The organism is Microbacterium enclense, assembly GCF_004022425.1.
GTDB classification, from domain to species: Bacteria; Actinomycetota; Actinomycetes; order Actinomycetales; family Microbacteriaceae; genus Microbacterium; species Microbacterium enclense_A.
In genome coordinates this window covers 1-13,496 of the sequence record NZ_RBZY01000068.1, presented here as the reverse complement: position 1 = coordinate 13,496, position 13,496 = coordinate 1, and the positions used below count along the sequence as shown (strand labels likewise).

At 70.6% G+C, this 13,496-nt stretch carries 14 protein-coding genes; 7 read left to right on the top strand and 7 right to left on the bottom strand.

What is annotated here, in order from left to right:
* The coding region (locus tag D8Y23_RS17170) for a helix-turn-helix transcriptional regulator (RefSeq protein ID WP_240663914.1) at window positions 1-1,081 on the top strand (1,081 nt) is incomplete at its 5' end.
* A 16-nt stretch (window positions 1,082-1,097) separates the two neighbouring features.
* Here D8Y23_RS17170 and D8Y23_RS14515 read toward each other — a convergent pair.
* On the bottom strand, window positions 1,098-1,289 hold the full coding sequence (locus D8Y23_RS14515; RefSeq protein WP_128218806.1) for a hypothetical protein: 192 nt from the start codon (window positions 1,287-1,289) through the stop codon (window positions 1,098-1,100).
* A complete protein-coding gene (locus D8Y23_RS14510; RefSeq protein ID WP_164878259.1) occupies window positions 1,286-1,927 on the bottom strand; it encodes a DUF998 domain-containing protein in 642 nt (213 codons plus the stop codon). Before D8Y23_RS14510 ends, D8Y23_RS14515 begins: the two co-directional genes overlap by 4 nt.
* Before the next feature lie 429 nt (window positions 1,928-2,356).
* On the opposite strand from D8Y23_RS14510, the gene D8Y23_RS14505 reads away from it, so the two are divergent.
* From D8Y23_RS14505 to D8Y23_RS14495, 3 genes are read left to right on the top strand one after another with little or no spacing between them, the layout of a single operon-like run.
* Entirely contained in the window at window positions 2,357-3,688 is a 1,332-nt protein-coding gene (locus D8Y23_RS14505) for a cell division initiation protein (RefSeq protein WP_205797233.1), read from the top strand.
* 35 nt (window positions 3,689-3,723) lie between these two features.
* Complete coding sequence (locus D8Y23_RS14500) at window positions 3,724-4,659, top strand: aldo/keto reductase (protein WP_128218804.1); 936 nt, start codon at window positions 3,724-3,726, stop codon at window positions 4,657-4,659.
* A gap of 23 nt (window positions 4,660-4,682) precedes the next feature.
* The gene (locus D8Y23_RS14495) at window positions 4,683-4,910 is read left to right on the top strand and encodes a hypothetical protein (protein WP_128218803.1); all 228 of its coding nucleotides are present in this window, start codon (window positions 4,683-4,685) and stop codon (window positions 4,908-4,910) included.
* 84 nt (window positions 4,911-4,994) lie between these two features.
* On the opposite strand, the gene D8Y23_RS14490 is transcribed toward D8Y23_RS14495, so the two are convergent.
* The gene (locus D8Y23_RS14490; protein ID WP_128218802.1) at window positions 4,995-5,366 is read right to left on the bottom strand and encodes a hypothetical protein; all 372 of its coding nucleotides are present in this window, start codon (window positions 5,364-5,366) and stop codon (window positions 4,995-4,997) included.
* 170 nt (window positions 5,367-5,536) lie between these two features.
* On the opposite strand from D8Y23_RS14490, the gene D8Y23_RS14485 reads away from it, so the two are divergent.
* Window positions 5,537-7,387 (top strand): DUF2207 family protein, encoded by a 1,851-nt coding sequence (locus tag D8Y23_RS14485; protein WP_128218801.1) that lies wholly within the window; start codon window positions 5,537-5,539, stop codon window positions 7,385-7,387.
* Window positions 7,388-7,400: 13 nt separating this feature from the next.
* Here D8Y23_RS14485 and D8Y23_RS14480 read toward each other — a convergent pair whose 3' ends face one another.
* Window positions 7,401-8,084, bottom strand: a complete 684-nt coding sequence (locus D8Y23_RS14480) for an esterase/lipase family protein (protein WP_128218800.1) — start codon at window positions 8,082-8,084, stop codon at window positions 7,401-7,403.
* Between the two features lie 32 nt (window positions 8,085-8,116).
* The gene (locus tag D8Y23_RS14475) at window positions 8,117-8,305 is read right to left on the bottom strand and encodes a hypothetical protein (protein ID WP_128218799.1); all 189 of its coding nucleotides are present in this window, start codon (window positions 8,303-8,305) and stop codon (window positions 8,117-8,119) included.
* A 280-nt stretch (window positions 8,306-8,585) separates the two neighbouring features.
* Between D8Y23_RS14475 and D8Y23_RS14470 the strand changes: the two genes are divergently transcribed.
* Together D8Y23_RS14470 and D8Y23_RS14465 are read left to right on the top strand one after the other, a co-directional pair.
* Window positions 8,586-9,608, top strand: a complete 1,023-nt coding sequence (locus D8Y23_RS14470; RefSeq protein WP_128218798.1) for a TerC family protein — start codon at window positions 8,586-8,588, stop codon at window positions 9,606-9,608.
* 103 nt (window positions 9,609-9,711) lie between these two features.
* Complete coding sequence (locus D8Y23_RS14465) at window positions 9,712-10,677, top strand: LLM class F420-dependent oxidoreductase (protein WP_128218797.1); 966 nt, start codon at window positions 9,712-9,714, stop codon at window positions 10,675-10,677.
* A gap of 35 nt (window positions 10,678-10,712) precedes the next feature.
* Here the strand turns inward: D8Y23_RS14465 and D8Y23_RS14460 are convergent, their stop codons facing one another.
* Window positions 10,713-11,561 carry a helix-turn-helix domain-containing protein gene (locus D8Y23_RS14460; protein ID WP_128218796.1) on the bottom strand — a complete coding sequence of 283 codons (849 nt, stop codon included), beginning with the start codon at window positions 11,559-11,561 and terminating at the stop codon, window positions 10,713-10,715.
* Window positions 11,558-13,496, bottom strand: a 1,939-nt coding sequence (locus tag D8Y23_RS14455) for a right-handed parallel beta-helix repeat-containing protein (protein WP_128218795.1), incomplete at its 5' end; no start/stop codon positions are given. The genes D8Y23_RS14455 and D8Y23_RS14460, both read right to left, overlap by 4 nt.

Below are 13,496 nucleotides of genomic sequence, written 5' to 3'. Positions count from 1 at the left end.
GGGGATGACGCATCTGGCGATGGGCAAGCTGCGCGACGCCACCCTCGCGCTCGGCCAGGTGGAACGTCTGGCAGCCCCCGCCCGCCGTCTGCGCGCCCGTGGTGCACTCGCGATCGTCGCCCTGCTCGATGGCGATGTCCGCGCGGCGGGACACCTGTGCGACGCGGATCGCGAGGATGGATGGCTCGCCTCACCGTGGGGCGAGGGCACGCGATTGGCCAGCGCCTGGCTGCTGCTCGAGCGCGGCGACGCCGCGGGAGCGCGCGAACGCCTCGACACCATGACGGCGACGGGCGGGGCGCGCGAGCTGTGGCCGTTCGCCGCGGCCGTCCAGGCGGTCGCGTTCCTGCTCTCCGGCGCCGCTCCCGACGCGCTCGGCATGCTGCGCTCGTGGATGGCGCGAACACGCAGCACTCCCCCGTCGCACTTCCAGTCGATCCAGTTGCTGACTGCCCGCGCAAAGGTGCTCATCGCGCTGCGCCAGGCCCGCAAGGCCCTCGCCCTGTTCGAGGGCCCGTTCGGCCTGTCCGCCGCCACGGCCCCGGCCATCGCTCTTTCGCAGCTCTATGCGGGCCGGGCGCACGAGGCCTACGTCATGAGTGTGAAGTGGGGGATCCATCAGGACGTGTCGCCGCGCGCCGCGCTCGAGAGCATGGTGGTGAGCATGGTGGCCGACGTCCGGCTCAACGGAACGGCAGCCCACCGCTCCACAGCCCAGCGCGCCGAGGCCCTCAGCGCACGTCACGACCTGTGGAGTCCGTGGAGCGCCGTCGCCCCCGAGGATCGCGGCCTCGTCCTCCGTCTGCTCTCTCCCGCCGCGCGAGACCGGGTGTCGGAGCGCGCTTCGTTCTTCGCGTCATCCGTGAGCGTGCCGCACCTCACGAAGCGAGAGCAGGTCGTACTGGCCCAGCTGACGCCCACCTCCACGATCGCGGACATCGCCCGCGCGCTGGTCGTGTCGCCGAACACCGTCAAGACACAGCTGCAGAGCCTGTACCGCAAGCTCGAGGTGTCCGACCGGGCGAGTGCCATCCGCGCGGCTCACGCGTGGGGACTCATCGAGTCCGACACCGACCTGTGAGAGATCGGCCGCCGGCTCACTCGCGGTCGGTGCGCCGCCCTCGTGCAAGCCCGATGACGAGGCGGGCGACCACGAGGAGCAGGACGACCCCGAGCACTCCGGGGACGGTCAACGACACGCCCGCACCGTGCAGGACGACCAGCACGACGACGACGCCCAGGAGGGGGGCCAGCAGACCGAGCGAGCGGCGGAGGCGTCGTCTGTTCACGAGGCAACGGTAGCCGGAGCGACCGGCACCGTATCGCCGGCGTTCGGCCGGTCGAGGCGCTGATCGGCGGCGACCTGAAGGCCGAAGACGCCGAACCAGGTGATCGCGAGAGTCGCGGCGATGAACTCGAGGTTGCCGCCGAGGACGGTGTCACCGCGGAACAGGGCGAGCATGGCACCGGTGAACGACGTCGCTCCCACAGCGACGAGGGTCGTGAGACTCGCCGCGCGCATCCAGGGCCGCCGGCGCAGAGTGGACACCTGCGCCATCGCCACGATGGCGAGGACGAAGCCCAGCACGGCCGCACTGATGTGGATGAGGTCCTGGGGCAGAGCCCCGGGAGTGAAGGGCACGGGGCACCCCGGCGAACACGTCACGACGGATGCCAACGCGAAGCACCCCCCGCAGACGACCAGGGTCGCGGCGATCGGCCAGCCGGCGACGTAGGCGCCGGGCCGGTACACGAGCGCGCGGTCCACGAGGACCGCACCGATACCGAGGAGAAGCAGGGCGGCGTTGAACACAGCCGCGGTGGGCATCCCCGTCGCACCGAGCTGACTGACGTAGTGGACGCTCGGATCCCACAGCCGACTGAGCCAGATGAGGCCCGCACTGGTGAAGGCCGCACCGCCGCCCACCGACGCGAGCGCTACGACGCGGCGGCTCCGCGACCGCGGGGAAGAGCGCGGGGACCGGGCTATCGACTCGGTCATAGGCGTCTCCAGCGTCATCGAGGGGCTCGGCTACAGTACCGCGGCCCGCGGCGGCCGGCGAGGAGTGTCGACCCGCGCGCATGCGAGCGGTCGGATACGCGCTGCCGCGTGGGCGATTCCTCGGGTGAGGTATCGACCGCCCGGGAGGTGCAGACCCTCGGCGCGTGGCATCGTCGTCCCCGAGTGATCGTGAGTGGTTCTCCCCCAAGTTCCCTCCTCTTCAACCCGATCGCTCAGCATGGATGCGCGGTCTCGTGACCACGGCACCCGGTTCGAGACCGCGCATCCCCCTTCGGGCGGGTCCGCCCGGCGTCTGCGGATGGGTGCCCTCGGCTCACGCCGGAAAGGATTGCCGTGACGGACGACCGCGCCGAACGTGCCCAGGCTCCGGCAGATGGTCGCGACGACCCCTCGCCGCTCGAGGAGCTTCTCGGTCGCACCGACGCCGACGCCGGGGCTCCGGCCTTTCCCGTCGCCTTCCGCGGCTACGACCGCGAATCCGTCGACGAGGCCGTCCGTCACCTCGCTCAGCGAGCGCGAGACGCCGGCGAGGAGGTCCGTCGGGAGAAGCACCGCGCAGAGGCGATGTTCGCGCAGCAGCGGGCCGAGCACGACGACGAGCTCGCCGAGGCCGCTCGCCGCCACGGCGAGGAGACCGGTCGGCTGCAGGAGCAGCTGCGGGCCGCGGCCGCTCGGGCGGCTGAGGCCGAAACACAGGTCGCCGCACTGACCAGCGACTTGGTCGCGGGCACCGACGACGATCAGGACGACCCGGCGCAGGCGCGTCTGCAGTTCGATGCGATCCTCCGGGTAGCCGAGGAACAGGCGAGTGTCCTCGTTCAGAACGCGGCCGCGCAGGCCGACCGTCTGCTCGCCGGCGCTCGTGACGAAGCGGCTGCCATTCGTGAGGATGCCGTCTCCGAGCGCGAGCGCATCCGCGCGGAGGCGCAGCACGACGCGGACCAGGCCCGGTTGCGCATCGAGACCGAGGTCACGGCCCACGTCGCACGCCTCCAGCGCGAGAGCGCGCACGCGGCAGAGAAGGTCGCGCAGGCCGAAAGCGAAGCCGTCGCATTGCGGACCGAGGCGGAGAGGGGCGCGGCGGCCCTGCGATCGCTCGTGTCGCGCGAGACCGGTGACCTGCGGGCGAGAGCCGAGCGCGACGTGCGCGAGATGACCGCGCGCGTGCTCGAGTTCGAGGAGTCTCTGACGCGACGACAGGACGAGGCCCAGCAGGAGTTCCTCGTGCTGCACAATCAGGCGGTCGCGCATGCGGAACGCATCACCTCCGATGCGAGCGAGCAGGTGGAGGCCGCCCTCGAGCACGCGCGTCGCATCGCCGCTCGCGCCGATGATCACGAACGGCTCGCCCGGGCTCAGGCCCAGCAGATCGAAGCGCACGCGCACGTCCACGCCCGCGAGATCCTCGACGACGCGAGGGAGAAGGCGCAACGCATCGCCGACGCGATCACGGGACATGCCTCGACGGTGCTGCGCGACGCCGAGGACCGCACACGCGACCTGCGCTGGCAGCAGCAGCAGCTCGGCAGCTTCCTGGCCGAGATGAACGAGCTCCTCCGCACCGCGCCGCGGGGTGCTTCGCGCGCAGACGAAGAACCGACGACGGAAGAAGAATCGGACGCACCCCCGGTAGCAGGCGACGGCGCGGCGTCCCTTCCCGAGTGATGCCCGCGGCACCCGGCGCGGGCTAACGTAGAGCGATGCGATCCGTTCCCCTCGGCCCTTCCGGGCCCGCCGTGCCCGCCGTCGTCGCCGGAATGATGCGGATCGACGACAAAGACGATCGCGAGGTCCGCGAGCTCTACGCCGCCGCGCGTTCGGCAGACGTCGACTTCTTCGATCACGCCGACATCTATGCCCGCGAACTGCATTCCGCCGAACGGCGGTTCGCCGAGGCACTACGGCTGACGTCCTCCGAGCGCGCCGAGATCACGCTGCAGACGAAGGCCGGCATCGTGCGGGAGGGACCGTACTTCGACTTCTCCTACGAGCACATCGTGGCATCCGTCGAGGAGTCGCTCCAGTCGCTGCAGACCGATTACGTCGACGTCCTGCTGTTGCACCGCCCCGACGCCCTGGTCGAGCCGGACGAGGTCGCGCGCGCATTCGACGAGCTCGAGACGGCGGGCAAGGTCCGCGCCTTCGGTGTCTCGAATCACACTCCGCGCCAGATCGACCTGCTGCGCACGGCCGTCCGGCAGCCGATCGTCGCCAATCAGGTGCAGCTGTCGATCGCCCACGCGCCGATCATCGCGCAGGGCCTGGCGATGAACATGGAATCCGCTCCGCAGTCCGCCGTCCTCGACGGGGGCGGGCTCGTCGACTACTGCCGCCTGGAGGGGATCACGCTGCAGGCGTGGTCGCCCCTGCAGGGAACGCGCGGCGACGGCGTCTTCCTCGGTGATCCCGCGTACAGCGAGCTGAACTCCGTGATCGATGACCTGGCAGCGCACTACGACGTGGCACCGATCGCGATCGCCGTCGCCTGGATCACCCGGCATCCGGCGGGGATGCAGGTCGTCCTGGGAACCACGACCCCCGGTCGCGTGACCGATGCGGCGGTGGGTGCGGACATCGTGCTGACGCGCGCCGAGTGGTATGCGCTCGTGCGGGCCGCGGGATACGTCATCCCCTGAGAACCAACGCAGGAATCGGGGAGATGAGAGCACGACGGGCATGGCCGTGGGGGACGATCGTCGCCGTGATCGCGGCCGCGGTCTTCGCGGCCCCCACTGTGCTCCTGCCCGCGGACAGTCCCGTCGGGCCGAAGCTCGTCTTCATCGTCGTCGGTTCGGTTCTCCTGGCGGCCGCAATCGCTCTGACCCGGTCAGAACCCGGGGCGACCGGATCGCACGCCACGGAAGAGAACGATGACCTCAGCTCGTGAGGGCTGCGGGTCGAATGATCGTGAGGGGTTCCGTCGGGAGGTCCCACACGGCGGGTGACGTGACGACGGCGTCGTCGGGGCGCCTCATGCGGCGCGGACGAGCGAGCGCGGAGCGGCGGACGGGCGGGCCGACGCGGGACGCTTCGCGACGGCGGGCTCCTCGATGTCGATGTCGAGGCTGAGACCCCGAGAGGAGTTGGCGTCGTTCGCCATGCGCTTGAGCAGGTTCTGGTCGAGCGACTCGGGCTGTTCCGAATCGAAGACGAACCGCAGCGGGATGGACGGCTGCAGCCAGATCGTCGAGCGACCGATGGGCTCGTTCGGGCCGTGCGTCCACGAGAGGGTGAAGCTCTCGCCGCGACGCAGCTTGGTCGCGACGACGACCTTGACGTGAGCCAGCATCCGATCGTCGATCGCGATGGGCTCGGGGGTCGTTCCGTAGAACAGCTTCGCCATGGTGCGTTCCCTTCACTCGTTGCTTGTTTACGAACTTACTAGGCAGACTAGCGAATAAGCAAGCTAGTTATCAGTCTGGGCGTCGCACGGCGCCGGAACGCGGGCGGGCGGCATCCACAATCCTCCGCGAGAGGGAGTCGCCGTGCGGATGCGCTCGATAGCGTCGGAGCATGGATGCTCTCGCCCTCCGAGCCCGTGCGCTGCCTGCGCTTCTCATCGCCGCGGCACTCCTGGGCATGCTCGCCGTCTCGCTGGCCCAGCCGTCAGCCGCCCACGCGGACGTGGACGACTTCCGCTTCGACTCGTTCGACGCGCGGATGACGCTCACCCGCGCCGCGGACGGCCACGCCGAACTGGCGGTCACCGAGACGCTGATCGCTCGGTTCCCTGACGAGGACCAGAACCGCGGAATCATCCGCGCCATCCCCGACGACTACGACGGCGTGCCCCTGCAGACGCGCATCACCTCCGTCACGGGTGCGGACGGAGCGGCGATCCCGTACGAGGTCGAGATCGACCGTCGGGAGGTGCGTGTCCTCACCGGCGACGACTCGTACGTGCGCGGGGCGCAGACGTACGTCATCTCGTACACGCAGCGTGACACCATCCGCTCGTTCGCGGATACCGATGCGGACGAGTTCTATCGCGACATCAACGGCACGCAGTGGGAGCAGCCGTTCGGGCGAGTGAGCGTCGCGCTCACGGTCGACGAGGGGATCGCCGCGGCCGCGCTGGACGGCGCGGCCGCGTGCTATCGCGGTGCGGAGGGGGCGACCGACCGGTGTGACATCGAAGCCGCACCGCAGGCCGACGGCGCGCGGACGTACACGGCATCCGCGAACGATATAGGGCCGGGTGAGAACGTGACGATCGCCGTCGGTTTCGCCCGCGGCACGTTCGTCCCGGGAGAGGTGGTGCGCACCGCCGCCGAGCAGTTCTCGGTGGATGCCGCGCCCGCGCTGTCGGCGATCTCGATCGGCGCGCTCGGAATCAGCGGCGTCGCGATCGGCACCGCCGTGGTCTCGCGGCGCCGCAATCGGGATGCGCCAGGACGCGGCATCATCGTCGCCGAGTACACACCCCCGGCGGACACGGACGTCCTCGAGGGCGCGCACCTCGTGCGCCGCACCGGCGCCGCGATCCCGTCCGCCGTCCTGGACACGGCCGTCGCGGGCCATCTGCGCATCATCGAGGATCCGGATGCCGATGACGATCTCGTTCTCGAGTACGTCGACGGGACCGGCGCGACACCGCTGCGCCGCGGCGTGCTGGCCGCGGTGTTCGGGGATGACCCGGTCCCGGGTCAGCGCGTAGCTCTCGATACGCCCGGCAGCGGGGTGGGCGAGCAGCTGCGCGGTCTGCTCCCGGCCGCGGCTGCCGAGGTACGCCGACGGGGGTGGATGCATCGACCGCGCACCGGCGCCGCGGTGCTCGCCGGGGTCGTCGCCGTCGCCGCCTTCGGGGTGGCGATCACCGCTCTCTTCGTCACATCGGTGGGGTCGACGCCCCAGTGGTGGCAGGTAGCCGCCCTCCCGGTCACGGTGGCGGCCGGCATCCTGACGTTCGTCCTGATCCGATACTCGGACCGGGTGACGGATGCCGGAGCCCCCACGCGCGACCACCTGCTGGGGCTCCGCGACTACCTGCGGCTGGCCGAGGCCGATCGGCTGCGCGTCCTGCAGAGTCCGGAAGGGGCGGAGCGTCGGACGGAGGGATCCGACGACCCCGTCCAGGTGCTGCACCTGTACGAGAGGCTCCTGCCGTGGGCGGTCGTGTGGGGAGTCGAACGGGAGTGGGCGGACGTGCTGGCCACCCAGGCCCGGGAGAGCGGGACCGACCTCGGGTGGTATTCGGGGCCGAACGGGTTCTCCAGCGTCGCGTTCGCCTCGTCGCTGTCGACCATGCAGTCCGGCAGCAGCCCGGCGCCCCAGGCGAGCGGGTCGGGGAGCTTCTCTGGTGGGTCCTTCGGCGGCGGCTTCTCGGGCGGAGGGATGGGAGGCGGAGGCGGGGGCGGACGGTGACCCCGGCCGCGCGTCACTCGGCCGCGCGGATCACTTCGGCCAGGACACGGGGATGCGCGAGTACCCGGAAGTGCCCGCCCGCCTCCAAGCGCACATTGCGCGCTCCGGCGAGTTCGCTTCCCTCGGGGATGTGAGGATCGAACGCTCCGTACACGGACACGATGCGCGTGTTGGCCTCCGCGGACGCCGCGAGCGCCCGCATCGTGGCATCCCCCGATCCGAACGCGCGGAGCGACCGGGTCGGCATGAAGCGGCTGTAGCGCGATCCGCCGAACGGGGTCGCCACCGCGACCATGCCCCGCACCCGCGATCCCGCCGGGTCGAAGGCCATCACGTGCTTGCCGATGAGTCCCCCCTTGCTGTGCGCGACCAGGACGACGTCATCGAGCCTACGATCGACGAGGGCCGCCGCGACCAGCTCGGCGGACTCGACGACGGGCCGGAGGTTCGACCCGAGCCCCGGGAGAACGTGGATCGGGTGGCCGCGCGCGTGCAGGGCGCGCGCCAACGGCTCGAGGAACCGCCACGTCTCGTAGATGCCGGGGAGGAGCACGAGCGGGCGGCCCGATCCGGAGGCGAGGTCCTCCGGGTGACCCCGGCCCACGCCGCGGAGTTGCGCCGCCCCGGCGTAGACGTAGTCCTGCGCCCACCACAGGGCGTCGCGTGCCCGGTCGCGCCAGCTCGTCCGCTGACCCACTCCCCCACCCGGCTGAGGACGGGGTCCGTCGTTCAGCGGTCTTCGCCGTACGCGCGGATGCTGCGCAGGTCGTCGTGCAACTCGTCGTCGGCGGCGGCGTCGTTCCCGACGGCGGCGTCGGCTGCGCGCTGCTCGCCGGCTCCCGCCTTCTTCTCCTCGGGGGCCGCCTCCGTGGCGCCGTCCATCACGGGGGCGTCCTGCGTCGGTTCGCGTTCGTCCATCGGGATCCTCCTGATCGGTGTCTTCCCGGCATCCTGCGGGCGGGTCGAAGCCCGCGGCGAGGGGTTGCGCCCCACACGCGGTCGTGCTGCATCGTTCACACGGGTGCACGGCGCCCGGGGGTGTCGCGCTCCCGTAGACTGTCGGTCGACAAGGGGAGTATTCCCACACGACGATCTCGTCAGTACGGTTCACGCCATCGTGGACCCGGGACGTCGGCTCGCATCGCGAGTGGAAGAGACCTTGGTGTTCCGACGTACACCAAAACCCTTGGAGGCCCGCGTGGGTGTCACCCCGCTCATCTGGATCATCACGATCGCGATCACCGTCGCGTTCTTCGTGTTCGAGTTCTTCGCGCATGTCCGAAAGCCCCACGAGCCCACCGTCGGCGAATCCGCCCGCTGGTCGGCGTTCTACATCGGTCTCGCGCTGCTGTTCGGCGTCGGGATCGGCGTCGTGTCGGGCTGGACGTTCGGCGGCGAGTACTTCGCCGGGTATCTGACCGAGAAGGCCCTGTCGATCGACAACCTCTTCGTCTTCCTCATCATCATGACCGGCTTCGCCGTGCCCAAGAAGTACCAGCAGAAGGTGCTGATGATCGGCATCGTCATCGCCCTGGTGATGCGCGGGGCGTTCATCGCGGTCGGCGCCGCCCTGATCGAGAACTTCTCCTGGATCTTCTACATCTTCGGAGCCCTGCTGCTGTTCCTCGCCTACCGCCAGGCGTTCGCGCACGGCGAGAGCGACCCGGCCAACGGTCGGTTCATGCGATTCGTGCGCCGCATCCTTCCGGTCAGCGAGGAGTACAACGAGGACAAGCTGACCGTGAAGAAGGGCGGCAAGCGCTTCGTCACCCCGATGCTGCTCGTCATCGTCGCGATCGGGTTCATCGATCTGGTCTTCGCCGTGGACTCCATTCCCGCGATCTATGGTCTGACCAACGAGGCCTACATCGTCTTCACCGCGAACGCGTTCGCGCTCATGGGTCTGCGCCAGCTGTACTTCCTCATCGGCGGTCTGCTCGAACGTCTGGTGTACCTGTCGCAGGGTCTCGCCGTCATCCTCGCCTTCATCGGCGTGAAGCTCGTCTTCCACGCCCTGCACGTCAACGAGCTCCCCTTCATCAACGGCGGCGAGCCGCTGCTGTGGGTTCCCGAGATCCCGATCTGGTTGTCGCTGCTGTTCATCGCTGCGACCGTCGCCGTGGCGACCCTCGCGAGCCTGGCCAAGACACGCAACGACGCAGAGAAGAAGCGCCGCGACGAGTTCGAGGGCGAGAAGGTCATCCACGCCCCCGAGGACTGAGTTCCCCACCGGGCCCGCGGCGCACGCTGCGGGCCCGGTGCCGTATCCGCGCCGCCGATGCAACCCCGGGGAGCGCGCGGCGCGACCGACCTACCGTGACCGCATGACTCGTTTCGGATACACCCTCATGACCGAGCAGAGCGGCCCTCGCGAACTCGTGGACTACGCCGTCGGCGCCGAGCGCGCCGGGTACGACTTCCTCGTCTCCAGCGACCACTACTCCCCCTGGCTGACCTCGCAGGGCCACGCCCCGTACGCCTGGACGGTTCTCGGAGCCGTCGCTCAGGCCACCACCGACGTCGAGCTCATGACGTACGTCACCTGCCCGACGATCCGGTACCACCCGGCCGTCGTCGCTCAGAAGGCGGCGACGCTGCAACTGCTCTCGGAGGGCCGATTCACTCTCGGTCTCGGCTCCGGCGAGAATCTGAACGAACACGTCGTCGGCGAAGGATGGCCGTCCGTGCACGCGCGCCAGGACATGCTCGTCGAGGCGATCGAGATCATCCGGGCGCTGCACACCGGCGATCTGGTGACGTACGACGGCGAGTACTTCCGCGTCGACTCGGCGCGCGTGTGGGACGCACCGGAGGGCGGTGTTCCGATCGGCGTCGCCGTCTCGGGCGAGCACTCCATCGCCCGGTTCGCCCCGCTGGGCGACCACCTCATCACCACAGAGCCCGAGGCAGACCTCATCGCGGGCTGGGACGAGCACCACGACGGCCCATCGCGCAAGATCGGTCAGGTCCCGATCAGCTGGGATCCGGACAAGGATGCCGCGGTCGCCCGCGCGCACGACCAGTTCCGGTGGTTCGCCGGTGGATGGGCCGTGAACGCTGATCTTCCGACGCCCGCGGGCTTCGCGGGCGCATCGCAGTTCGTCCGCCCCGAGGACGTCGCGGAGTCCATCGCGTGCGGCCCCGACCTCGACGAGCTCGCCGAGAGCGTGCGCCCCTTCGTCGACGCCGGCTTCACGGACATCGCGATCGTGCAGGTCGGCGACGAGCAGCAGCAGCGCTTCGTCGACGAGATCGCGGCTCCGCTGCTGGAGAAGCTGCGGGCCCTCTGAGTCCGCGCCGGCCGCGCCGTCCGGTCCCGAGAGGGTCAGACGGCGTGGCCGGACTCCCGCACCCACTGCTCCAAGCGCCAGGGGGGCACCCGGAACACCCGCGCGACGTCGGGGATGGCATGGTTGCCTTCCACCACGGATGCCACGGCGAACTCCTGCAGGGAACGGAAGTTCCGCCCGGCCAGGGGGCCGACGCGCAGGTCGGCGAAGGTACGCGGCACGGCGCCGGATCCCACGCCCGGCGCGACGAACACGTAGGCGGAGGCTTCCTGCATGCCGCGCTCGGCCGCTCGCTGGTGCACACGCGGGGCGACCGAGGGGACGTGCGTCGGCGGCACGTGCGCGTCCGGCGGAACGGGAGGCGGGGCGGTGTGCTGCGCAGCTCCCGCCGACGTCGTCTGCCACGGCGCCGGCGGCAGCGCCTGGGTCCCCGGCGCGATGTGCGGTGACACCCCCGCCACCGGGAGGCGCTCCACCGGGGGCGTGACGGGCGGCGTCCGGGGGACGGCCGCCACGGTGGGCACCTCCGCTCCGGAAGCGATCCAGGGCGCGGGCGGGAGATCACCGCCCCACACCACGGGACTGGGCACCACGTGCGGGCTCGCGCGGGGCGCGTCGATCGCATCGGACGTCGGCGCCGGGGCGATCCCGTCACCGAACAGGTCCGACACACCGACCTCGAACACGTCGGCGAGCGCGACGAGGCTCGCCAACGGAACCGCCGCGCGGCCCGCCTCGAGCGATCGGATGCGCTGCTCCGACAGCTGGGCCTCGAAGGACAGCGCGGTCACGGACATTCCGCGCGCGAGGCGCATGGCACGGACGCGCTCTCCCAGCGCGTGGAGAACGGCATCCAGACGATCGCGCTCGTGCTCCTCGGTCATCGACGTCCTCCTCCAACGGTCGGGTTCCGCGCCGCCTCCTCGACCCACTGCTGCAGCCGCCACTGCGGGATGCGGAACAGACGCGCAATGGTCGGCACCGAGTAGCCGCCCTCCCGTACCGCGGCCACCGCGAACTGCTGCAGAGAGGCGAACGTCCGCCCTTCGAGGGGGCCCGTTCGCAGATCGGCGAAGGATCGCGGTCGGTGCGGTGCGGGGCGGATGCCGGGTGCCGGCGTCGTGACGGGCGCAGGAGCCGCACTCAGCGCGTGGGCCAGTGCGGGCGCGGACGGTGTTCCGCGCCAGCCGGTGGCATGGCGTGACGTCGTCGGTGACGGCGGTGCCGCCCTCTCCCGGTCGGCGAGGTCCGGGGGTGCCCACCGCGGCGCCGGGTCCGCGGAGCCATATGCCGCCACCTGCTCCTCACCGTGACGCAGCAGAGCCTCGTGGAGCAGTTGTCGGAGCTTCTGATGTTCCCGGCGGCGCCGCCAGAGCACCGGCGCCCCGATCGCCGGGATCAGCAGCACCAGCGCCCAGAGCCACATCATCGGGTGCTCGTTCATCCACCCGACCCACGCCCACTGGAACGTCCAGTCGGTCTGATCGTTGTCCGCCTGCATCGTGCGCGACCCCGACCACGACGCGACCGCGTCCTGGCCGACCCCGTGGAAGGTGTTGCCCGTGATGTCGGCGCGCGCCTCCTCGGCCAGTTCGACGGCGAATCCCGATGCCACCCGCATGTCGTTGTCGCGGACGACGACCGCCGCGCCGGCCAGCTCGAGCGCGATACGACGCCCCGCGATCCGCGAGTCGGAGACCGTGGCATCCGTGATCCTGCCCGTGATGTCCAGGCCCCGCAGCTCGGAGGACGTCAGGTCGGCGTCCGCCACGATCAGTCCGGTCGAGGGGCCCTCGATCAGAACGGCACTGCGCGTCTCGTCGACGTCGGTGGCGCGGATCTCGGTGGCGTCGGTCGAGATGACGCGGACCCCGCCCTCGCGGCTGTTGCGCACGTGCGAGCCGGTGAGCGTGAAACCCTTCGCGGGGGTCAGCCCGTATCCGCCCGAGGTGGGACCGTCGGCGAGCGCGGAACCGTCGATGCGGATGCCCCAGCCTGCCGACCCGTCCACGGTGGTATCGGTGATCGTCGTGCCCGTCGACTGCCGTGAGACAGAGACGCCGTCGCCACCGGAGCCGCTGATCGTGGTTCCCTGGATCGTCGTATCGGAGGCGCCGTTGGTCACCTCCACTCCCGTCAATGTCGAACCGGTGATCGAGCTGTCGTATATGCCTGCTTTGGTCGTGTCCGACAGGAAAAGCCCGTAGTGGGAATCGCTGATCCTGATCGATGCGATGTGCGCCCAGGCGCGGTCGTCATCCGTGCCCGTCACGGCCAGCCCGCCCGTGCGCCCGCTCCAGAAGCCGAGGTCACGCACGTCGGCGTTCTGAACCACCAACCCGCCGTCGCGTGCGCGAATGTAGGCCCGACCATCGCTCTCGTCGAGGTCGGGGCCCGCGGCGGAATCGTCCCACGACGTGACCGTGAGCGGGTCGTCGTCCGCACCGGAGATCGCGACGAGACCGCCCCACGCGACGATGCTGGTCATCCCCGCCGCCGAACTCGCCAAGCGGAGGGTCCCCCCGCCGAGGAAGTCGAGTTCCGCCCCCGGGCGGACGACGACGTTGCGCACGAGCGTCACGGCGCGGTCGTCGTCGACGCGAATCGCCCCGAGCGCCTCGAGATCGGCGACCGTGTACCCCCACTGCTGTCCGTTCCTCGGCGCGAGCACCACGGTGTTCCACTGGTCGATGAGCGCCGGATCGTCCGGTGCGAGGGCCGCCACCGCCGTCAGCCGCGCATCCTCCGCGGCGACCAGCTCGGCCGGGGTCTTCGGCAGAGCGGAGGCGTCGGTCGCATCGGCGGTCGGAGCCCCCGCC